The following is a 21,050-nucleotide window of genomic DNA, read 5'->3' on the forward strand; positions in this document are numbered from 1 at the left end:
GCACCTTTGTGGCCGTGGGGGCGGGGGGGGATTTTGGCTTTTCCGCCCTGGAGCGGGTCAAGGGGCAGCTGCGGGACCTCTTCGAGCTGCGGGCCATGTTTGAGCCCCACGCCGCCGCCCTGGCCTGCCGCCGGGCCACCGAGGAGGAATTAACGCTCATTTTGCAGCAGGGCGCCCAGGTGGAGGCCTGCATCCGGGCGGGACAGGACCGCACCGCCGCCGACCGGGCCTTTCATGCCGCCATCGTCCGGGCCACCCACAACGAATTTTTGGTCCGGCTTCTGCCCCTCATCGACCAGGCGGTGGAGGCGGCCATCACCTCCGGCGGCCACCGGGAGGAGCTGGCCCAGGATACCAGCCGGGACCACGCCCTTTTACTGGACTTTTTCCGCAAGCGGGACGCCAAGGGGGCGGAATACGCCATGGCCATCCATATGCGCCACAGCATGGACGTGATGGAGCTGGACGGTGGATGAAACCCCTGATCTGTGCTATACTAACCAAAAAACCAACAGGAGGAACCGACCATGCCATCCAGACCCATTCCCCAGAGAGACCAGGTGCCCCAGCAGTACACCTGGAAGCTCTCCGACCTCTACGAGACCCCCGACGCCTGGCAGCGGGATTTTGACGACTTGAAAGCCCAGATCCCCCAGCTGGCCGCCTATGCCGGCCGGCTGGGGGAGTGCGCGGATACCCTCTACGCCTTTTTGGAGGAGGAGCAGGCGGCGGGGACCCGCTTTTCCAATTTGCTCAACTATGCCCAGCGGGGCAGCGATCAGGACACCCGGGACCCGGATTTTCAGGACCGGGTGGGCAAGATCATGTCCCTCTATGTGGAGCTGTCCGCCGCCCTGGCCTTTGAGACGCCGGAACTCTTGAAGCTCTCCCCCGAGACCTGGGCGGACTTCTGCGCCCAAAAACCGGAGCTGCGCCTCTATCAGCGCTACTTTGACAACGTCCAGCGCCGCCGTCCCCACACCCTCTCCGACGCCGAGGAGGCCCTTCTGGCCGCCGCCGGCGAGCTGGCCCAGGCCCCGGACGATATTTTCGGCAAGCTGGCCGACGCCGACCTCACCTTCCCCGACGCGGTGGACAGCCGTGGCGAACATCACCCCATGTCCAACGGCTCCTATACCCGCCTCATGGAGTCGGAGGACCGGACCCTGCGCAAGTCCGCCTTCCAGTCCATGTATGCCGCTTACGGCGGCATGAAAAACACCCTGGCCGCCACCCTCTCCGCCCAGGTCAAGAGCCTCCAGTTCTTCGCCAACGCCCGGCGCTATCCCAGCGCCCTGGCCGCCTCCCTGGACGCCACCCATGTGCCAGAATCGGTCTACCATAACCTCATCGACACCGTCCACGCCAACCTGGACAAGATGTACCGTTACGTCTCCCTCCGCAAGAACATTCTGGGGGTGGATGAACTGCATATGTACGACGTCTACACCCCCATGGTGGAAGGATTCCATAAAGAGATCCCCTACGAGGAGGCCAAAGAGACGGTTTATGCCGCCCTGGCCCCTCTGGGAGAGGACTACCGGGCGGTCCTCCGGGAGGCCATGGAGGGCCGCTGGATCGACGTCTATGAAAACGTGGGCAAGCGCTCCGGCGGCTATATGGCCGGGGCTTTGGTCCACCCCTATATTTTGCTCAACTACAAGGACGACCTGGACAGCATGTTCACCCTGGCCCACGAGCTGGGCCACGCCGTCCACTCCTACCGCTCCAATCAGGATCAGCCGCCGGTCTATCGGGAGTATGTGATCTTCGTGGCGGAGGTGGCCTCCACCTGCAACGAGGCCCTGCTGATGGACTACCTGCTGGAGCGCACAGACGACCCCAGGGAGCGGGCCTGGCTCATCAACCACTTTTTGGAGCAGTTTAGAGGCACCATCTACCGCCAGACCATGTTCGCCGAGTTTGAGCGGTCCATGGGACGGCGGTGCGCCGCCGGCGAGACCCTCACCGCCGACCTTTTGAGCCGGGACTATCTGGCCCTGAATCAGACCTATTTCGGCCCCGAAATGGTGTCCGACCCGGAGATCGCCCTGGAGTGGTCCCGCATTCCCCATTTCTATTATGATTACTATGTGTTCCAGTACGCCACCGGCTACGCCGCCGCCATGGCCCTGGCCAAACGCATCCGCACCGGCGGCAAGGAGGCGGTGGACGCCTATCTGTCCTTCCTGTCCGGCGGTTGCAGCAAGGACCCCATCGACCTTTTGAAGGACGCCGGGGTGGACATGACCACCCCCGCCCCCGTCCAGGAGGCCCTGGACCAGTTTGGCGTCCTGCTGGACGAGATGGAACAGCTCCTCAAAGCATAAAGAAAACGCCCTCTGCTCCCAACGGAACAGAGGGCGTTTTCCTGCTGCGTTTCTTAAAGCGCCGCCTTCAGCTTGGCGATCATGTCCTGATACGCCTCGTCGCTCAGGTAGGTCTGACCGGGGTTCATGGCAAATACGCCGCCCCACTCAAACTCGTCCTTGTACTTGGGCACCAGATGCACATGGAGGTGACAGCCGGTGTCGCCGTACGCGCCGTAGTTCACCTTATTGGGGTGGAACACGGCGTGGATGGCCTTGGCGGCCTTGGCCACGTCGGCAAAGAAGGCGTCCCGGTCGGCATCGCTCAGGTCCACCAGCTCGCTCACATGGTCCTTGTAGGCCACGATGCACCGGCCAGGGTGGCTCTGCTCCTTAAAGAGGATCAGGTCGCTCACCGACAGATGACACACCGGAATGCCGAAGGCATCCAGCAGGTCGCCGCCCATACAGTATCCACAATTGGCGTCTTTCATGGGGAAAACTCCTTTCTTTACAGCACTTTGGACAGAAAATCAATGGTACGCTGTTCTCTGGGATGGGCGAAGAACTCCTTGGGCTCGTTCTCCTCCAGAATGTGGCCGCCGTCCATGAAGAGCACCCGGGTGCCCACCTCCCGGGCAAAGCCCATCTCGTGGGTCACCACCACCATGGTCATGCCCTCCTCGGCCAGCTCCTTCATCACGTCCAGCACCTCGCCCACCATTTCCGGGTCCAGGGCGGAGGTGGGCTCGTCAAAGAGCATCACCTTGGGCCGCATGGCCAGGGCCCGCACAATGGCGATGCGCTGTTTCTGGCCGCCGGAGAGCTGGTTGGGGTAGGCGTCGGCCTTCTCCTCCAGACCCACCCGCTTCAAAAGGGCGGTGGCGGTATCATCCGCCTCGGCCTGGCTCATGAGCTTGGTGCGCACCGGGGCGAGGGTGATGTTTTTCCGGATGGTCATGTTGGGGAAGAGGTTGAAGTGCTGGAACACCATGCCCATCTGACGGCGGACGGCGTCGATGTCCACCTTGGGGTCGGTGAGCTCCACCCCGTCGAAGGTGATGGAGCCGCCGGTGGGGGTCTCCAGCAGGTTGAGGCAGCGCAGGAAGGTGGACTTACCCGAGCCGGAGGGGCCGATCACCACGACCTTTTCGCCGGGATAGATGTGCTGGTCGATCTTGTCCAGTACCAGATGGTCCCCGAAGGACTTGGACAACTGTTTAACGTCGATCACTTTGACGCAGCCTCCTTTCCAGCTTGCCCTGGAGCCAGCTGAAGATGAGCACCATAATGAGGTACATAATGGCGGTAATGATGTAAGGATACATGGGTTCATAGGTCTTGGTAATGATGGCCTGGGCGAAATAGACGATTTCCTTGCCGCCCACCACCGAGATGAGGGAGGTATCCTTCAGCAGCACGATGAATTCGTTGCCCAGAGAGGGGAGAATGGCCTTGAACGCCTGGGGCACCACGATAAAGCGCATGGTGTCCAGATAGTTGAGGCCCAGGGACCGGCCGGCCTCCATCTGGCCGGGGTCCAGGGACATGAGGCCGCCGCGGATGATCTCGGCCACGTAAGCCCCCGAGTTGATGCCCAGGGACAGGGCGCCCACCAGGGTCTTATTGCGGCTGCTGGCAAAGACCACAAAGCCCATAATCATCAGCTGGACCATCATGGGGGTGCCGCGGATGACGGTGACGTAGATCTTGCAGACCGCGTTGATGAGACCCAGCAGGGGATTGCGTTTGCCGGGGCGCTGCTGGTCGTGGGCGGTGCGGATGACGGCCACCAGCACGCCCAGCACCACGCCCAGAATAAGGGCCATAATGGTGACCTGGATGGTGGTGCCGAGACCCTGGAAGTAGGTGATCCACCGGTCCTCATAAAACCAGGCGTTGTAGAACTTGATGTAGGTATCCTGCCAGACGTTGGGATTTTCCAGGGCCTTGAAGGACTCATACAGCGCTGTCGGATCCATATGGGCGCTCCTTTCTGTTTGGGGATGAAATACCACAAAAGGGACGGCAGACGCCGCCCCTTTTGCGGAAAGCAGGCTGGTGGATTACTCAGCCTTGATGTACTTGGCGATGATGGTGTCCACGGTGCCGTCGGCCTGCAGCTCGCTCAGCGCGCCCTGCACGGCGTTCAGCAGGGAGGTATTGCCCTCGTCCACGGCGATGCAGTAGTCCTCTTCCACCCAGTTGCCGGGCAGGATGGTCAGGCCGGTGTTGGCGGCGACGAACTCCTCGGCGGGGGCCTGGTCAATGATGACCGCGTCCACCTGGCCGTTCATCAGGGCCTGCACGGCGGTGGCGCCGTTGTCGTAGGCGATGACGTGGTCCTCACCGTAGCCGCCGTTCTCGGGGGTGTCGGAGGCGTAGATGTAGCCGGTGGTGCCGCGCTGGGTGCCGATCAGGTAGTCGCCCAGGTTGTCCATGTTGACCTCGGAGCCCTCCTTGACGATGACCACCTGCACGCCGGTGGCGTACTTCTCGGTGAAGTCCATCACCTCGTCCCGGTCCTCGCTGTAGCTCAGGCCGGCCAGCACCACGTCGGCGGCGTTGTTCTGCACGGCCATCAGAGCGGAGTCAAACTCCATGTCGTCGATGACCAGCTCCAGGCCCAGCTTGTCGGCGATGGCCTTGGCGATCTCCACGTCGATGCCCTCGAAGCCGTCATAGGCGCCTTCGCCGTCGGCCACCATTTCATAGGGGGGGAACTGGGCGTTGGTGGCCATGATGAGCTTGCCGTCCTCCACCAGCTGGAGGGCGCCGTCGGTCTCGTCGCCGCCGTTGGGGGCGGTGCTGGTGATCACGTCGGTCTCCTCGTTGGTGTCAGAGGGGGTGTCGGAGGGAACGGTAGCGGTGCCGGTAGAGCAGCCGGCCAGCAGGGACAGGGACAGGGCCGCAGCCATGCCCAGGGCAAAGAGCTTTTTCATTGCAATCTCTCCTCAGATCAAATCGAAGTCCGGGCGGCGAAAAAGCCGTCGCCGCCGGGTGAATCTTATTATACACGTTATTCAGATAAATGCAAGGCTTTCCTGAATATTTATAAATATCAAATTGCGAAAAAACTTGGGGGAGAAAGGACGGAAAACTGTAAATACATCCTATCACAGGTGGAAAAAAGAGGAGGCAGAGCGGGTGCCCTGCCTCCTCTTTCATCCATATTCAGTCTGGCTTACGGCTGGGTGCAGTAGGAGAAGATGAACGCGCCCAGAGGAGAGTAGTACATGCCATGGACGTTGTCCGAGATCATGTAGGGATTGGAGTAGTAGTAGAGAGGCGCGATGGCGCAGTCCTGCTCCATCAGCAGGTCCTCGGCCTGATGCATGAGCGCCATGCGGCCCTCGGCGTCGGAGTCGGACAGGACCTCGGTCATGATGGCGTCATACTCGCTGTTGGAGTAGTGGGCGTCGTTGTTGCCGTTGTCGGTCATAAACATATCCAGGAAGGACACGGGATCGTTGTAGTCGGCAATCCAGCCGTTGCGGCACATGGAGTACTCGCCCTTGGAACGGGTCTCCAGGAACACGTTCCAGTCCTGGTTGTCCAGACGCACCTGAACGCCCAGCACTTCCTTCCACATGGACTGGAGGGCCTCGGCGATGGCGCCGTGGCGCTCATCGGTGTTGTAGAGGTAGGTGACCTCGGGGAAGCCCTCGCCGTTGGGGTAGCCGGCCTCGGCCAGCAGCTGACGGGCCAGCTCGCAGTTGGCCTCGTAGTCGTTCACGTCGATGTAATCGCCGCCCACGGTGCGGAAATCGTCGCCGTCGGTGCCCTGCGCGTCCACCACGTTGGAGGGCACCCAACCGCCGGCGGGAACCTCGCCGGACTGGGTCACCTGCTGCACGATGTAGTTGCGGTCGATGGCCAGGGAGAAGGCTCTGCGGACGTTCACATCGTCGAAGGGGGCCTTCTGGTTGTTGAAGCACACATAGTAGGTGCCCAGATAGTCGCCGGGGAGGAGGGTGCCCGCCACCAGCAGAGAGGCGGTCTCATCGGGGGGAGGATTCTGCATGTAGTCCAGGTCGCCGTTGTTGAAAGCGGTCAGCTGGGCGTTGGCGTCGTCCATCAGCTTGAAGGTCAGGGTGTCGGGACCCAGCTCTTCCACGTTGTAGTACTTTTCGTTCTGGGCCATGACGATCTCAGCGTCATGGGTCCAGCTGGCCATCTTGTAGGGGCCGTTGCACACATAGGTAGAGGGGTCCTGAGACCAGGTGGAGTTGCCCTCCACCACGTCCTCACGGAGGGGCATGGTGTTGGGGAAGGCGCAGATATCCAGGAAGTAGGAGCAGTTATAGGTCAGCTGCACCTCGAAGGTCTTGTCGTCCACGGCCTTGACGCCCAGCTCGGACTTGTCCTTCTCGCCGTTGATGATCTCGTTGGCGTTCACCACCATGGCAATGATGGTGTTGTAGGGAGAGGCGGTCTCGGGGTCCACCAGACGCTGCCAGGAGTAGACGAAGTCATTGGCGGTGACAGGCTCGCCGTCGGACCAATAGATGTCGTCGCGCAGCGTGAAGGTGTAGGTGTAAGTACCGTCGGCGTTTTCGGTGACGGCGGGCTCCTCAGCGGCCTGGCCGGGGACCAGGACGGCGGTGGCGCCGTTGCGGCCGTCGCCGGAGGGATCGCTGTCCACATACTTGTACAGGCCCTCGAAGAGGTGGTTCATCATGACGTTGCCGTCAACGGTGCGGTTGAGGGTGGGGTCCATGGTCTCGGGCTCGGACGCGAAGCACAGGTTCAGGTTGAAGCCGGAACTCTGCTCGGTGGTGTTGCTGCAGCCGGCCAGGAGGGAAACGGCCAGGGCAGCGGAGAGACCCAGAGCAAGCAGTCTGCTCTTCTTCATTGCTAGTACCTCCAATTTCAATCTTTGCATCAAAAACGCGGAGAGAAACCGCGATGACACACAAATACCACAGTGGAAAACAAATTCCCCTGTATTTTAGCATTATAACACTTCACCCTGATATTGTAAAGAAAATGTTTCAAAACAATGAACAGAATATGAAATAATATCGCATAAAAATCCAGAAACAGGGAATTTACTTGTTCAGCAGGTGGCAGGCGGCGTAATGGCCGGGCTCTACCTCCCGGAATTCCGGCACGGACTCGCTGCACGCCTTGGTGGCGTAGGGGCAACGGGTGTGGAAGCGGCAGCCGGAGGGGGGATTCATGGGGGAGGGAATGTCGCCCTCCAGCACGATGCGCTGCCGGGAACGGCTGACCTCGGGGTCGGGCACCGGCACGGCGGACAGGAGGGTCTGGGTGTAGGGATGGAGGGGGTGCTTGTTGAGCTCATAGCTCTCAGCCAGCTCCACCAGGGAGCCCAGATACATCACGCCGATGCGGTTGGAGATGTGGCGCACCACCGAGAGGTCATGGGCGATGAACAGGTAGGTGAGACCCAGCTCCTCCTGCATGTCCTCCAGCATATTGACCACCTGGGACTGGATGGACACGTCCAAAGCGGAGATGGGCTCGTCACAGACAATGAATTCCGGCTTCACCGCCAGGGCGCGGGCGATGCCCACCCGCTGCTGCTGGCCGCCGGAGAACTCGTGGGGGTAGCGGTTGGCGTGCTCGGTGTTGAGCCCCACCATGCGCAGCAGTTCCTTGATCCGGTCGGAGCGCTCGGCCTTGGAGGAATAGAGCTTGTGGATGTCCAGCGCCTCGCCGATGATTTCGCCCACCGTCATGCGGGGGTCCAGAGAGGCGGAGGGGTCCTGGAAGATGATCTGCATCTTGCGGCGGTAGGGGAGCATGTTGGCGCTCTTGGCCTTGGGCACCTTGCGGTGGACCAGCTTGCCCTCCCCGTCCCGGGTCCAGGGGTCCTGCCCCTGGAAGATGGGCTTGCCGTCGTAGATGATCTCGCCGGAGGTAGGTTCATGGAGCTGGAGAATGGTACGGCCCAGGGTGGTCTTGCCGCAGCCCGACTCGCCCACCAGGCCCAGGGTCTCGCCCTTGCGGATGAAGAGGGAGACGTTCTCCACCGCCTGGACGCCGGGGCCCTTGACTCCCTTGACGGGGAAGTATTTTTTTAGGTTTTTGACTTCCAACAGGATCTTATCTTCAGCCATTCTGGACGGCCTCCTCTCCCTGCTTTTCGTTCAGCCGTTCCTGCACCCGCAGCCAGCAGGCGGCCCGGTGGTTGTCGCCCAGCTCCACATAGGGGGGCATTTTCTGGAGGCAGATCTTCATGCAGTGCTCGCACCGGGGCGCGAAGGGGCAGCCCTCCGGCGGGTTGAGCATATCCACCGGGGTGCCCTCGATGGGAATGAGCCGCTCGTAGCTCTCGGCGTCCACCCGGGGCATGGAGCGCAGCAGGCCCATGGTGTAGGGGTGGCCGGGGCGGTAGAAGATGTCGTCCACCGGGCCCTGCTCCACGATCTTGCCGGCGTACATGACCGACACCTTGTCGCAGATCTCCGCCACAACGCCCAGGTTGTGGGTGATGAAGATGATACCCATGTGGGTCTTTTTTTGCAGGTCCTTCATCAGTTCCAGAATCTGGGCCTGGATGGTCACGTCCAGAGCGGTGGTGGGCTCGTCGGCGATGAGCAGCTTGGGGTGGCAGATGAGGCCCATGGCGATCATCACGCGCTGACGCATACCGCCGGAGAACTCGTGGGGGTACTGCTTCATGCGCTTCTGCACGTTGTTGATACCCACCAGCTCCAGCATTTCCATGGCCCGCTTGGCGGCCTCCTGCTTGGTAATCTTCTTGTCGTGGGCGCGGAGGGCCTCAATGAGCTGATTGCCCACGGTGTACACCGGGTTGAGGCAGGTCATGGGGTTTTGGAAGATCATGGCCACCTCGCTGCCCCGGAAGGCGGTCATCTCCTTTTTGTCAAAGGCCAGCACGTCCCGGCCCTCAAAGGTGATGGAGCCGCCGATGACCTTGCCGGGGGACTGCAAAAGTCCCATGATGGAGTAGGCCTCCTGGCTCTTGCCCGAGCCGGACTCGCCCACAATGCCCATGACCTCGTCGTAGTTCAGGTCATAGCTGATGCCGCTGACCGCCTTTACCTCACCGGCAGGGGTGAAGAAGGAGACGCGCAGGTCCTTGACTTCCAGGAGCTTACCGCTCTGGGCTTCGGTTTTATTCTCGTTCATACGTCATCCTCCTCTCTTATTTCTTCAGGCGGGGGTCAAGGGCATCCCGCAGGCCGTCGCCGAACAGGTTAAAAGCCAGAATCATCACGCTGATGATAATGGCGGGGATGATGAGCCGGTAGGGATAGGAGCTGATGCCGTTGAGGGCATCGGCGCACATGGAGCCCAGGCTGGTCAGGGGGGCCAGCACGCCCACGCCCAGGAAGGACATGAAGGACTCGGTAAAGATGGCGGAGGGGATCTGGAGGCAGGTGGTAACCACGATCTGGCCGATGCAGTTGGGCAGCAGGTGCCGCTTGATGATGCGGCCGCTGGAAGCGCCCAGGGCCCGGGCGGCGGTGACGTACTCCTGCTTCTTGAGGGTGAGGATCTGGCCGCGGATGATGCGGCTCATGCTGACCCAGTAGAGCATGGCGAAGGCGATAAACATACCGATCAGGTTGGGGCCCACGGTGCGCAGGAAGGAGGCAAAGCCGTTATTGGGGTTGTCGGTGATGAATTGGGTGATATGGGGACTCATGGCGGTGGCGATGAGCAGGATGATGAGCACGTCCGGCAGGGAGTAGATCACATCCACGATGCGCTGCATGACGGTGTCCACCATGCCGCCGCAGTAGCCGGAGATGGAGCCGTAGATGGCGCCGATGAGCAGCACGATGAGGGCGGCTGCCAGGCCGATGACCATGGACACCCGGGTGGCGTACATGGTGCGGACCATGATGTCACGGCCGTAGCGGTCGGTACCGAAGATGTGGGGGAACACGCTCTCGCCGTTTTCGATGCGCTGGAGCTCGGCGGTGGAGTAGCCAAAAGGCTTGGCCTTGAGGCCCAAGGCCTCATAGATCTCCGACTCCTTCATGCCCTCATACTGGGCGGCGCCGGAGCCGGTCTTGATCTGAGCGCGGAGGATGGCCTCGTCCACGGCGGTAAACGCCTCGCCGTTGGCCTCCGCCTCCGCCTTGGCCTGGGCGATGGCCTCCTCCGGGTCCACGGCCGCGGTGGCCTCGGCGTAGGTGGCCTGATCCTCCAGGGAGTAGTGCCAGGGATAGAGGTTTTCCGCGCCGGCGTTGAACTCGTCGTAGCCGTAGGGCACCAGCATGGGGCCCACAAAGGCGTAGAGCACCAGCAGGATGATGACGCCCAGGGCCACCATGGCCACGGTGTTCTTGCGCAGCCGCCGCCAGGCGTCGGCCCAGTAGGAGACGCTCTTGCGCTCCTGAATAAAGTCGTCCTTTTCCTCCTGGCCGGCAGGGGCAAAGTCCGCCGGAGTCAGGCTGTTCCAATCCAGCATTCCGTCCACATCGGGCTGAAGGGAACCGAACACGGGCTTTTTGGTCTTTTTCGCCATGTTTTAATCTCCTTTCGCCAAATCGATGCGGGGGTCTACCACCTTATAAAGAATATCCACCACCAGGTTCATCACGATGACCAGGGTGGCCAGGAAGATGGTGGTACCCATGATGAGGAAGTAGTCGCGGTTTTGGACCGACTGGACAAAGTAGCGGCCCAGGCCGGGGATGGTAAAGACGGTCTCTACCACGAAGCCGCCGCACAGGGTAAAGGCGGTGAGGGGGCCCAGATAGGTGATGACGGGGATCACGCCGTTGCGCAGGGCGTGCTTGAAGATGATCTTGGGAGTGGCCAGACCCTTGGCCCGGGCGGTCTTGATGTAATCCTGGCCCAGGGCGTCCAGCATGGAGGAGCGGGACAGGCGGGCGATATAGCACATGGGGTAGAGGCCCAGAGCGAAGCAGGGCATAAAATAGGCGCGGACGCCCTGGCTCTCGTCAAAGATGGTCTTGATGCCCAGGAAACTGAAGGGGGCATCCTCGTTACAGAACAAAATCAGCAGGAAAGTGGCCACCACGAAGCCAGGCATGGAGATGCCCAGGGTGGAGATGATCCGCAGGAGGCTGTCAATCCATTTCCCGCGGTTATAGGCGGCCAGACAGCCCAGGGGCACGCCTACCACCACGGCCCAGATGAGGGCGATCACGCCGATCTTGGCCGACAGGGGGAATTTTTCCGCAATGATCTCCAGCACCGGGCGGTCCTTCTGCATTTTCAGGGAGACGCCCAGGTCGCCGTGGAGGGCGCCCTTCATGTAGTTGGCCATCTGGACAAGGAGAGGCTTGTCCAGGCCGTATTTTGCGTCCATCTGCGCCATCTGCTGCGCGGTGATCTTTTCGTCGTTAAACGGACTGCCCGGCACCGACATCATCAGCAGGAACGTAACGCAAGCCACGACCAAGATGGTAATGAGGGCCATAATGACCCGTTTGATTACGTACTTTGCCATTTCTTCACTTCCTAAAACTCTTTTTGCACGCCCACAACGCGCCAAACATAATACCAATTATTTTAGCGTAAATCGTGTCCGCAGTCAAGGGACAATTGACAAGCTCCGATGGATTTCCTGCCTTTCCGATGTCTGGCTTTCCGCTTAATCCCAGAATTTTGGTCACTTTTTGGGGTTCCATTTTGGTTTGCGCCGGTTTGGGGCCATTTTTGAGAAAAGCAAATTTTTCGTTTTGCACATCTGAAAAAAGAGGCTGAAAATGTCTCTTCCCTTTTCTGAATGATTTCTTTTACTAAACTTCAGCCCACCCACAGCGCCACGTGCTTTTCCATCATGGCGTCGGGGTAATAGGAGAGTTTGGCCTTGCGCAGCCCCTCGATGCCCATGTCCTCCTCCCGGTTGAACCAGCGGACATCGGGATGACGGCCCCGGATATAGCGGGCGAATTCCCGGTTGATGATGGCGTAGGAGCCCTGGATCTGGGCATAGGCCTTTTCAAAGTGGACGTCGAAGCCGTCGATGCTCAGCCGGTCGCCCATGGTGAAGGCCACCACCTGGCCCTCGGTGCGGATGAGGCCGCCCTCCAGCCCCAGGGCCTCGAAGTGGTCCACGGCGTCCCGGAGAGCCAGAGTCTCGGCCCGCAGGTCCCAGTCCTCCTGAATCCCCTCCCGTTCCCGGCTCTGGAGGTACCAGTCCCGGTCCACCGCCAGGCACTCGTCCAGATTGGCTCGGCTCAGAGGCTCGAAGGTCCAGTCCGGGTGGGCGTCCTCAAAGCGGCGGATATGGTTGCGCTTGGCGTGGAGCTTTTTGCCCGGCAGATCGGCCAGCTTGTGGATGTCGTAGATATAGTCCCAGCCGTCCCGCTGGGGGGTAAACTGGAATTTGCCGGGAAAGGCCCGCTCCAGCCGGGCAATCTGGCTGGGGGAGACGCACAGCAGGCGGAGGGGCAGCTCGCCCCGCTCCACCGCGTCTCTCCGCAGGAACTCCACCGCCTCCCGCAGGTCCCCCTCCCCCGCGGGGCACAGGTAGGCGCAGCCCTCGCCGGTACACACGTGGTTGAAGATCATGTCGCCCTTTTGGGCGATGCAGTGGCGGAAGGCCCGCCGCCACACAAAAAGACTGGTAAAATTATACTCGCTGCCCCGCTGGCCGGCGTGGGTGAGGATGGGATCGGCCCAGGCCTTGTCAGAAAGTCGGGGTTCGTGGAATGGAATCATAAAAACCTCCCGTTTTGCGCTGAAATCAGTGGGAGAGCCGGAACTGAACGAGCCGGTTTCCCTTTCGTACCGAAATATCCTACCACACCGCTTCCGGAAGGGCAAGGGCGGAACGGGCAAAAAAGCGACAGTTTTCCGACGGCGGGACGGAAAAACAGGGGGCAAAATGCCCGTATTGGCAGGGAAAGGCAAAAAAGCCGCCCGTTGTCGGCGGGCGGCGGACGGCGTCAGGAGGGGGCGCCAATGTCCTTGCGGATTTGACGGATGGCGTTTTTCTCCAGGCGGGAGACCTGAGCCTGGGAGAGCCCCACCTCGGAGGAGACCTCCATCTGGGTGCGTCCTTCAAAAAAGCGTAAGCGCAGGATGCGCCGTTCCCGCTCGGTCAGGTGGGAGATGGCCTCCTTGAGGGCGATATGCTCCAGCCACTGCTCGTCGGTGTTTTTGTTGTCCTTCACCTGATCCATGACGCAGATGGGGTCGCCGCCGTCGGAGTACACCGGTTCATAGAGGGACACCGGGTCCACGATGGCGTCCAGGGCCAGGACCACCTCCTCCCGGCGGATGTCCACCAGCCGGGCCAGTTCCTCGATGGTGGGCTCCTTCTGGTGCTGGGACAGGTAACGCTCCTTGGCCTGGAGGACTTTATAGGCCGTATCCCGCATGGAGCGGGACACCCGTACAGCGCTGTTGTCCCGCAGATAGCGGCGGATCTCTCCCACGATCATGGGCACGCCGTAGGTGGAAAACCGTACGTCCAGGTCGGTATTAAAGTGGTCGATGGCCTTAATGAGGCCGATGCAGCCCACCTGAAAGAGGTCGTCCACATGCTCTCCCCGGCCGGAAAACCGCTGGAGCACCGACAGCACCAGACGCAGATTCCCGGCGATCAGGGCTTCCCGGGCGGCCATGTCGCCTTGCTTGGCCTTTTTGAGCAGTTCCATGGTCTCCTCGTTTTTCAGCACCTTGAGCTTGGACGTATTTACCCCGCAGATCTCCACTTTACCCAGCATGGAAAGCGCCTCCCAAAAGAAAACGGTCTGGATTCAGTATCTCCGGGCGGCGGTCAAACATACGGCGGCGGAAGCGGCGATATTTTTATTCGTGGGACGGAATTCGATGGATTTTTTGCCGGTGGAAAGGGAGGAAAAGTTTTTTTGAAAAATGGGAAAGAAAAGCCTTGACATTTTTCGAAAGCGTGCTATAATAAATCCTGCACTTGCGAGTGCAACAAGAAATAGCGGGTTTGTGTAAGGGTAGCACAGCAGACTCTGACTCTGTATGTGAGGGTTCGAATCCTTCACCCGCTGCTTCATGAGACGGCTCTTGAGAAGGAGACCGTCTCTTTTTTATTCCCTGAGCCTTTGGGAAAACACGTGATAATCCTTTTCAGATACCGTTCTCTTTGGTATACTCAAATCAAGGACGGGCCGTCCCAGGACGCTCCGTCCATGGAGGTCATACGGCCAGGGAGGGAATTATGTCAGTATTTTCGGAACAGCTCATGCAGTATATTATGCGGCGAGGCATGACCATCCGTCAGCTCTCCATTCAGACTGAAATCGAGTACTCCTTTTTATACCGTATCACCGCCGGCAAGCGCAATCCCTCTTCCATGCACATGGTCAATCTGCTCATCCGGACCCTGGCCCTCTCCAAGCATGAGGCGGACGCCCTGCGGGAGGCCTACGAGATCGCCCGGGTGGGAGAGGGGACGTACCGGCGGCGGATGGCGGTATGTCAGATGCTGGTCTCCGCCGGCCAGCAGCCGGCCCCCACGCTGACCCTCCACAGCAGCGTGTGCATGGAGCACGTGCCGGAGGTGTGCACCGGGCGCGCACAGGTCCATACGCTCATCAAGGCCCTCCTGGATCAGGAGTGCTCCCGGAGCGGCGGACGGCTGCGCATCGTGGCCCAGCCCACCGACTCCTTTTTGCTGGAGCTGCTCCAGGTGCAGGCGGCCCACAATCCCGAGATGCAGGTCACACAGCTGGTCTGTTTCCCCAACCGGCCGGAGGATGAGAGCCATAATATCACCCTGTTTGGGGCGCTGCTGCCGCTGCTTCTCAGCCTGCCCAACTATTCGGCCCATTATTACTACGGCGCGGCCCGGTCCATCGCCGGCAAGATGGCCCTGTTCCCGGTGCTCTTCCTCACCTCGGCCTATGGCGTGCTTCTCACCGCCGATTGCGGAAGCGCCTTGTGCTTCCCGGCGGACAGCCCCTCCTATGCCGCCCTGGAGCGCCGCTTTGCCGCCTGTCTGGAGGGCTGTCCGCCTCTGATGCACTCGGTCAACGGACTGCCCGCCTATCTGGACGAGATCCAGACCCTTTTCAATGACAATATGCACGAGGAGGAAGACAGCGTCATCCTTACCCCCGATATCTGCTACGTCCCCTTCCTCACCGAGGATATCTGCCGCCGGGCGCTGATTCACTCCCTGCCCCAGCGGGAGATGTTCCTCCGCCGGATCATGGAGCAGGTCTCCCTTTCCCGGTCCCTGTGCAGCAAGGCCACCACCCGTCATCTGACCACCATGGCCGGCGTGCGCCGCTTTCTGGACACCGGCCGTCTGATGGACCTGCCGCCGGGCCTCTATGAGCCGCTGACCCGGGAGGAGCGGTGCTACCTGCTCCACGCCTTCCTGGACGCGGTGCGCACCATCCCGCAGTATCACATGGCCCTTTACGACCCGGATCAGCTGCCCTTTTCCCCCACGCTGGAGTGTACCGTCCAGCAAAACAGCACCCACACCCTCTTCGTCACCCCCCGGTCGGAGACCTCGGTGTCCTCCATCGACATCCAGGAGCCCATCATTTCCGGGGCCGTCTACGACTATTTCGCCTCCCTCTTTGAGCACCCCGCCGTGTGCAGCGAGGAGGAGAGCCTGGTCCGGCTCTACGCCTTGTTGGATACGTATGAGGAAAAATAAAACCATTTGCCCGCCCGCTCCGAAGAAAACCGGAACGGGCGGGCGTTTTTCATGTGGCGTTCAAAAAAGAGCGGCAGGGGTCCCGCCGCCAGCGGCACCATCCCTCCGCCAGATGGCAGCGGAGGATCACGTTGCCCCCCGGCGGCAGCTCCAGCACCAGGCACAGCCGGCGGGCGATCCGGTTCAGGGTGAGCACATAGCCCCCCGGCGGCAAAAAGCCAAAAACCGCGCTTGGCTCCGTCCACAGGGTATGGGAGGAGCAAGAGCCGCTTCCGCAGGACCGGAGGCACAGCCGGTCTCCGGGCTGTCCGTCCTCCACCAGCAGCCGGACGGTGCACAGGGCATACCGGGAGAAATCACAAAGAACGATGTGAGCCTCGCCGTTTTCCGCCAGACAAAAGGACCGGCTGCGCAGCAGCCAGCCTCCGCTTACTGCTCCAGCTTGGCCTTGACCACATACGCGCCGGCGGTGACGCCGCCGAAGAGATACTTTCCCTCCGTATTGGTCTTGGTGACAGACACCAACGTTTCAGTGGTGACCCCCAGATCGGTGGTGACCGCGTACAGACCCACAAAGCAGCCCGCCACCGCCTGACCGGCGTTATTCTGAATGATGCCGCTGACCGTGCCGTTGTAGGTCCGGCCGTCCACCACCATGGACATGGATACGTTGGCGATGGAGCCGCCGGCAATGGCGCCCAGAGCCAGAGTGGGGTCGGCGGACAGCGTCAGGTTGAGCTCGGTGGAGGCCCCTTGGGACAGGGTGACGCCGGCGGCGTCGCTGAGCAGATAGCCGTCCTTGACGGCGGCCAGGCTGTAGGTGCCCGCCGGGATGCCGGAGAGGGTGTAGGCGCCGGCGGCGTCGGTCATGGTGTGCTGGTAGGGCAGGCCGGTGCTGTCAAAGAGCTTGACGGTGGCGTCGGCCACGGGAAGGGCGCCGTCGGTCACCACGCCGTAGAGGGTGGCGGAGGTGGCCGAAGCAGGGGGGGAGCTGAAGGTCGATGTTGGCCTCCTGCATCCCCTGGATTTCAAAATTCTGGCTGTATTGCAGGCTGAGCAGATCCTGCTTGACGTCTGCCATGGAAAAGACCTCCTAAACAATCATGGATCGGTTTGGAGCTGGTGGGTGGGCGAGCCGATTAAAAACCCCACGCAGCCCGAGACAAAGTCGCGGAACTGGACCGCGGCGGCGGAGTCGGGGGCGTCCGGTCCGGCGGTGTTGCGCAGCACCATCAGGGTTATGAGGCAAAAAAGCCCGATGACGGTGGCGGCGGCCACCTGGAGGCAGAAGGCGCGCTCTGTCTGTCCGCCGGAAGGGGCGGCCTGGCCGGACGCCAGATCGGACGGGGGAAGAAAGCCGATCTGACCCCTGAGGGAGGGAGCGGCTCCGCTGTCCGCCGTGGTTATCTTATGCGCCGCCCCGCCGGCGGGTGAGACGCCGCCGGTCCGGCCGGTGACAAAGCTGGCGCTGAGGAAGTAGCCGAAAATGGCGGCGGAGGAGGTGCGGATGATGATGTCGATGTCCCGCGCGATCTGCCCTCCCGCGCCGGGATGGAAGAGGGTATAGGCCGACTGGCCCAGCAGGAGGACCATAAAGAGGATAAGACTTCTGTCCACCGGATGGACGGCGGACCAGGGCAGGCAAAACCGGCGTCTGACCGCGCCGGCCGCCTGCCGCAGCAGGGAGAGAACCACAAAAAGCGCTCCTTTCCGCACAAGGGGTTACGGGCCATTCTATGCCGGCGGAACAAAAAAGGACCGTACCCCATGGATACGGCCCTGAGCGGAAGCATCAAAAGCAAAAAGAGACACGCCGTCGGCGTGTCTCTCTCTTTGGAGCAGATGACGGGAATCGAACCCGCGTGTTCAGCTTGGGAAGCTGACATTCTACCATTGAACTACATCTGCATCTGGTTGACTTTGCTAGTATAGCACATCCAAACCGCCAATGCAAGCAAAAATTGTGGGGAAAAAGGGGGAGGCCGGTGGAAAAAATCCCACCGGTCTCCCGTTAAAAAACCTTATTCCGCGGAAATGAGGTAGTAATAGACCGGTTGTCCGCCGCTGAGCAGGTTGATCTCCGCATTGGGACAGGCGGCCTGGAAGATCTCCAGGGCCTTGCCGGCATCCTCCTCGGAGACGTCCTCGCCGTAGAAGATGCTGATAAACTCGGCGTTTTGCTGGGGCTCGGCGTGGGCCAGACGGTCCAGCAGGGCGTCCAGATTCTGGTCGGTGCCAAAGAGCTTGTGCTCGGCCAGGGCCAGATAGTCCCCCTGGGAGATGGCGAAGCCGTCAAAGTCGGAGTCCCGGGCGGCGTAGGTGATCTCGCTGGTGGACACCCGGCCCAGGGCCTCGGTCATGGCCTGCTGGTTGTCCTCCAGCTCGCCTTCCGGCTCCAGCACCAGCAGGGCGGCGATGCCCTGGGGCACCGTCTTGGTGGGCAGCACCACCACCTGCTTGCCCTCGGCCAGGGGTACGCACTGCTGCGCGGCCATAATAATGTTGCCGTTGTTGGGCAGCACAAAGACGATCTCAGCGGGAGTGCGGTTGATTTCCTTCAAAATATCATCGGTGGAGGGGTTCATGGTCTGGCCGCCGGAGATGACGCCGTCGGCGCCCAAATCGCGGAACACACTGGCCAGGCCCTCGCCGGCGCACACGGCCACCACGCCGTATTTCTTCTCCGGCTCGGCCACGGCGGGGGCCTGCGGGGCCTCCATGGCGGCGTCCTTCATGTCCAGGTCGTCGGTGCTCTGGGGCTTGCGGCCGGCGGCCATGTCCTCATACTGGGTGCGCATGTTCTCAATCTTGGCCAGCTCCAGGGTGCCGTATTTCTGAGCCTCGGTAAGGGCGGCGCCGGGAATGTCGGTATGGACGTGGACCTTAAAGGCGTCGTCGTCCTCGCCGATGACCAGGCTGTCGCCGATGCTGTTGAGGTAGGTGCGCAGACCGTCCAGCGGCTTATCCACCGTCTTGCGGACGATGAACACCGTGTCAAAGGTAAAGGTGATGTCCTCGTCGGTGAGGGTGGCGAAATCGGCGCCGTGATCCTCCTCGCCCTCGCCCTCGGCGTCGGGCATGGGTACGCCGGTCAGCTCGTCCAGCATTCCCTGCAAAATGACCAAAAAGCCCTTGCCCCCGGCATCCACCACGCCGGCCTTCTTCAGCACCGGGTTTTGCTCCACGGTGTTGGCCAGGGCGATGTGTCCCTCCTTGATGGCGGCCTCCAGCACGGCCTGGGGGTGGTTATCCTCCCGGGCAGCGGCGGCGGCCTGGGCGGCGGCCAGGCGGGAGACGGTCAGAATGGTGCCCTCGGCGGGGCGCATAACGGCCTTGTAGGCGGCGGCCACGCCGTAGTCCAGGGCGATGGCCAGATCCCGGCCGTCGATGGCGTCCTTTTCCTTCACGGCCTTGGAAAAGCCCCGGAAGAGAAGGGAGAGAATGACGCCGGAGTTGCCCCGGGCCCCACGCAGCAGGGCGGAGGCGTTGGCGGCGGCCACGTCGCTGACGCTGGACCAGGACTTTTTGCGCAGCTCGGCGGCGGCGGTGGAGATGGTCAGGCCCATATTGGTGCCGGTGTCTCCGTCCGGTACGGGGAATACGTTGAGCTCGTTGATCTGCTGTTTTTGGGCGTTTATTGAGGCTGAGGCGTGGATGAGCATTCTGGCCAGCAGCGCTCCATCGATGGTGTCAAGCATATCCATGTTCCTTTCTTTTCGGTGGGATGGGCTCTCAGCCAATGACCATGGAGTCCACGTAGACGTCCACGTTTTTGACCTCCACGCCGGTAATGCGGCTGACGTTATAGCGCACTTCGTTCATAATGGAGCGGCTCACCGCCATCAGGTTGACCCCGTTGTCCACGATGATGTGGAGTTCGATGGAGACGGTGGAGTCCTCGTTATAGGTCACCTTCACGCCCTTGGACATGGATTCGCGGCGGAGCAGATGGACCAGACCGTCGGTTTTGGAGCGGATGGCCATGCCCTTGACGCCGTAGCAGTTGATGGCGGCTGCGCCGGTAATATTGGTAAAGACCTCGCTGCTGATGCGGATCTCACCCTTGTCGCTTTGCAGTTTCATATCATGAGACACTTCCTTTCACGCCGGGGACTGAATGCCGCGGCAAGCCCCGGAAAAAAGAATTTGCATTGATTCCTATATTGTATTCTATTTTTACCCAAATTACAAGGGAAAAACAGAAGGTACAGTCTGGAAAGCGGGGGGTGAAACAGCCACTGAAAAAAGTTTGTAATTTTGTAATTGTAATTTGCCGCCAAAACGTGTAAACTAGACCTATCATAATGAGTGAGGAGGCGACACGGTATGAAAATTGCCCGCTTCGTGCTGAAGGTCGTGGCCCTGTCTCTGACGGTGGCTGCCGGCGTCTGCTGCGTCATCGCGTTTTGGGATAAGATCACGGAGTTCCTCAGCAATGCCAAGGACCGCCTGGGGGAGAAGGCCCCCTGCATCTGCCGCTCCGAGTTCGACGACTACGCCGACTGGGACGAGTAACGCCTGCCTTGATCCAGTCCGACCAGCAAAACCAGAGGGAGCTCATCCGATGGGATGGGCTCCTTTTGTTTGGTTCGCGTTCCGGCGTTCATGACAAAGCGGTGGATCTCCCGTGGGGGAGATCCACCGCTTGCGTTTGTGCCGTATGTTGCGCGCTGCCGGAACGGCTTAGAAATACTTGCGCACACCCTCGCCGGCCAGCTCCTTGTCGGCGCTGATGGTGACGGTAAACTTGATGCTGTTCTTCTCGGAGAAGTTGTTGAGCCAATCCAGGAATTCTTCCACAGAGTGGTCATTGGCATCCACGCCGACGATCTTGGGCAGACTGTCGATAAAGACGTGGGTGATGTCGTAGTTACCGGCATACAGACCGCTGATGAAGCCCTTCATAAAGGTCAGATCGGTCATATCGTACTGGCTGGCCTCGATGAGGCGAATCTTCGAATGAATGTCATAAGTCAGCTTGCCGCCGCGCTCGATGCAGACAACATTTCCGTTCTCGCTGTGCACAGCGGAGTTAATGAGCTCGATCATCTGCTTGGTCTTGCCGGTGCCCTTGACACCCATGATCACTCTCACCATAATTATCACTCCTTACCATGTGGCTGGGGGGCTTGTGCCCCGGCCTTTGTATTATGTTAGCATAGATGAAAACGGAT

The 21,050-nt window shown here is 60.9% G+C and carries 22 protein-coding genes and 2 tRNA genes; 5 read left to right on the top strand and 19 right to left on the bottom strand.

The annotated features are described in order from the left end of the window. Both H7U37_RS05855 and pepF read left to right on the top strand, forming a co-directional pair. The coding region (locus tag H7U37_RS05855) for a FadR/GntR family transcriptional regulator (RefSeq protein WP_204874373.1) at positions 1 to 476 on the top strand (476 nt) is incomplete at its 5' end. A gap of 51 nt (positions 477 to 527) precedes the next feature. Continuing rightward, positions 528 to 2,330, top strand: a complete 1,803-nt coding sequence (gene pepF, locus H7U37_RS05860; protein WP_204874374.1) for an oligoendopeptidase F — start codon at positions 528 to 530, stop codon at positions 2,328 to 2,330. A gap of 53 nt (positions 2,331 to 2,383) precedes the next feature. Here the strand turns inward: pepF and H7U37_RS05865 are convergent, their stop codons facing one another. From H7U37_RS05865 to sigG, 12 genes are all read right to left on the bottom strand, one after another. Then, positions 2,384 to 2,803, bottom strand: a complete 420-nt coding sequence (locus H7U37_RS05865; RefSeq protein WP_204874375.1) for an HIT family protein — start codon at positions 2,801 to 2,803, stop codon at positions 2,384 to 2,386. A gap of 17 nt (positions 2,804 to 2,820) precedes the next feature. Then, positions 2,821 to 3,543: an ATP-binding cassette domain-containing protein gene (locus H7U37_RS05870; RefSeq protein WP_204874376.1), complete on the bottom strand. Its 723-nt coding sequence runs from the start codon at positions 3,541 to 3,543 to the stop codon at positions 2,821 to 2,823. Then, entirely contained in the window at positions 3,530 to 4,291 is a 762-nt protein-coding gene (locus H7U37_RS05875) for an amino acid ABC transporter permease (protein ID WP_204874377.1), read from the bottom strand. Before H7U37_RS05875 ends, H7U37_RS05870 begins: the two co-directional genes overlap by 14 nt. A gap of 84 nt (positions 4,292 to 4,375) precedes the next feature. Continuing rightward, complete coding sequence (locus tag H7U37_RS05880; protein WP_204874378.1) at positions 4,376 to 5,251, bottom strand: ABC transporter substrate-binding protein; 876 nt, start codon at positions 5,249 to 5,251, stop codon at positions 4,376 to 4,378. A 242-nt stretch (positions 5,252 to 5,493) separates the two neighbouring features. Further along, on the bottom strand, positions 5,494 to 7,164 hold the full coding sequence (locus tag H7U37_RS05885; RefSeq protein WP_204874379.1) for a peptide ABC transporter substrate-binding protein: 1,671 nt from the start codon (positions 7,162 to 7,164) through the stop codon (positions 5,494 to 5,496). 196 nt (positions 7,165 to 7,360) lie between these two features. Next, the gene (locus tag H7U37_RS05890; RefSeq protein WP_204874380.1) at positions 7,361 to 8,395 is read right to left on the bottom strand and encodes an ABC transporter ATP-binding protein; all 1,035 of its coding nucleotides are present in this window, start codon (positions 8,393 to 8,395) and stop codon (positions 7,361 to 7,363) included. Further along, the gene (locus H7U37_RS05895; RefSeq protein ID WP_204874382.1) at positions 8,388 to 9,431 is read right to left on the bottom strand and encodes an ABC transporter ATP-binding protein; all 1,044 of its coding nucleotides are present in this window, start codon (positions 9,429 to 9,431) and stop codon (positions 8,388 to 8,390) included. The genes H7U37_RS05890 and H7U37_RS05895 overlap by 8 nt, the downstream gene beginning before the upstream one ends. A 16-nt stretch (positions 9,432 to 9,447) precedes the next feature. Continuing rightward, the gene (locus tag H7U37_RS05900) at positions 9,448 to 10,779 is read right to left on the bottom strand and encodes an ABC transporter permease (RefSeq protein ID WP_204874383.1); all 1,332 of its coding nucleotides are present in this window, start codon (positions 10,777 to 10,779) and stop codon (positions 9,448 to 9,450) included. 3 nt (positions 10,780 to 10,782) lie between these two features. Then, the gene (locus tag H7U37_RS05905; RefSeq protein WP_204874384.1) at positions 10,783 to 11,730 is read right to left on the bottom strand and encodes an ABC transporter permease; all 948 of its coding nucleotides are present in this window, start codon (positions 11,728 to 11,730) and stop codon (positions 10,783 to 10,785) included. 4 nt (positions 11,731 to 11,734) lie between these two features. Further along, positions 11,735 to 11,968 (bottom strand): hypothetical protein, encoded by a 234-nt coding sequence (locus tag H7U37_RS05910; RefSeq protein ID WP_204874386.1) that lies wholly within the window; start codon positions 11,966 to 11,968, stop codon positions 11,735 to 11,737. A gap of 61 nt (positions 11,969 to 12,029) precedes the next feature. Then, positions 12,030 to 12,947: a DUF2156 domain-containing protein gene (locus H7U37_RS05915; RefSeq protein WP_204874388.1), complete on the bottom strand. Its 918-nt coding sequence runs from the start codon at positions 12,945 to 12,947 to the stop codon at positions 12,030 to 12,032. Positions 12,948 to 13,174: 227 nt separating this feature from the next. Continuing rightward, positions 13,175 to 13,957, bottom strand: a complete 783-nt coding sequence (gene sigG / locus H7U37_RS05920; protein ID WP_204874390.1) for an RNA polymerase sporulation sigma factor SigG — start codon at positions 13,955 to 13,957, stop codon at positions 13,175 to 13,177. 226 nt (positions 13,958 to 14,183) lie between these two features. On the opposite strand from sigG, the gene H7U37_RS05925 reads away from it, so the two are divergent. Next, a tRNA-Gln gene (locus H7U37_RS05925) sits at positions 14,184 to 14,254 on the top strand. 170 nt (positions 14,255 to 14,424) lie between these two features. Then, positions 14,425 to 15,876: a hypothetical protein gene (locus H7U37_RS05930; protein WP_204874392.1), complete on the top strand. Its 1,452-nt coding sequence runs from the start codon at positions 14,425 to 14,427 to the stop codon at positions 15,874 to 15,876. A 49-nt stretch (positions 15,877 to 15,925) separates the two neighbouring features. On the opposite strand, the gene H7U37_RS05935 is transcribed toward H7U37_RS05930, so the two are convergent. The 6 genes from H7U37_RS05935 to H7U37_RS05960 form a co-directional block, all read right to left on the bottom strand. Further along, positions 15,926 to 16,195, bottom strand: a complete 270-nt coding sequence (locus tag H7U37_RS05935; RefSeq protein ID WP_204874393.1) for a hypothetical protein — start codon at positions 16,193 to 16,195, stop codon at positions 15,926 to 15,928. A gap of 110 nt (positions 16,196 to 16,305) precedes the next feature. Then, on the bottom strand, positions 16,306 to 16,908 hold the full coding sequence (locus H7U37_RS05940) for a carboxypeptidase-like regulatory domain-containing protein (RefSeq protein WP_204874394.1): 603 nt from the start codon (positions 16,906 to 16,908) through the stop codon (positions 16,306 to 16,308). A gap of 69 nt (positions 16,909 to 16,977) precedes the next feature. Next, positions 16,978 to 17,571, bottom strand: a complete 594-nt coding sequence (locus tag H7U37_RS05945) for a hypothetical protein (RefSeq protein ID WP_338049790.1) — start codon at positions 17,569 to 17,571, stop codon at positions 16,978 to 16,980. 139 nt (positions 17,572 to 17,710) lie between these two features. After that, positions 17,711 to 17,784, bottom strand: a tRNA-Gly gene (locus H7U37_RS05950). 113 nt (positions 17,785 to 17,897) lie between these two features. After that, positions 17,898 to 19,574 (bottom strand): DAK2 domain-containing protein, encoded by a 1,677-nt coding sequence (locus H7U37_RS05955; protein WP_204874437.1) that lies wholly within the window; start codon positions 19,572 to 19,574, stop codon positions 17,898 to 17,900. 34 nt (positions 19,575 to 19,608) lie between these two features. After that, a complete protein-coding gene (locus tag H7U37_RS05960) occupies positions 19,609 to 19,959 on the bottom strand; it encodes an Asp23/Gls24 family envelope stress response protein (protein ID WP_204874395.1) in 351 nt (116 codons plus the stop codon). A gap of 243 nt (positions 19,960 to 20,202) precedes the next feature. Here H7U37_RS05960 and H7U37_RS05965 point away from each other — a divergent pair, with 243 nt between their 5' ends. Beyond that, positions 20,203 to 20,391, top strand: a complete 189-nt coding sequence (locus H7U37_RS05965; RefSeq protein WP_204874396.1) for a hypothetical protein — start codon at positions 20,203 to 20,205, stop codon at positions 20,389 to 20,391. A gap of 168 nt (positions 20,392 to 20,559) precedes the next feature. On the opposite strand, the gene H7U37_RS05970 is transcribed toward H7U37_RS05965, so the two are convergent. Continuing rightward, the gene (locus H7U37_RS05970; protein WP_204874397.1) at positions 20,560 to 20,973 is read right to left on the bottom strand and encodes a hypothetical protein; all 414 of its coding nucleotides are present in this window, start codon (positions 20,971 to 20,973) and stop codon (positions 20,560 to 20,562) included. Positions 20,974 to 21,050 lie beyond the last annotated feature (77 nt).

This window comes from Pseudoflavonifractor phocaeensis (assembly GCF_016901735.1).
GTDB lineage: Bacteria > Bacillota > Clostridia > Oscillospirales > Oscillospiraceae > Pseudoflavonifractor_A.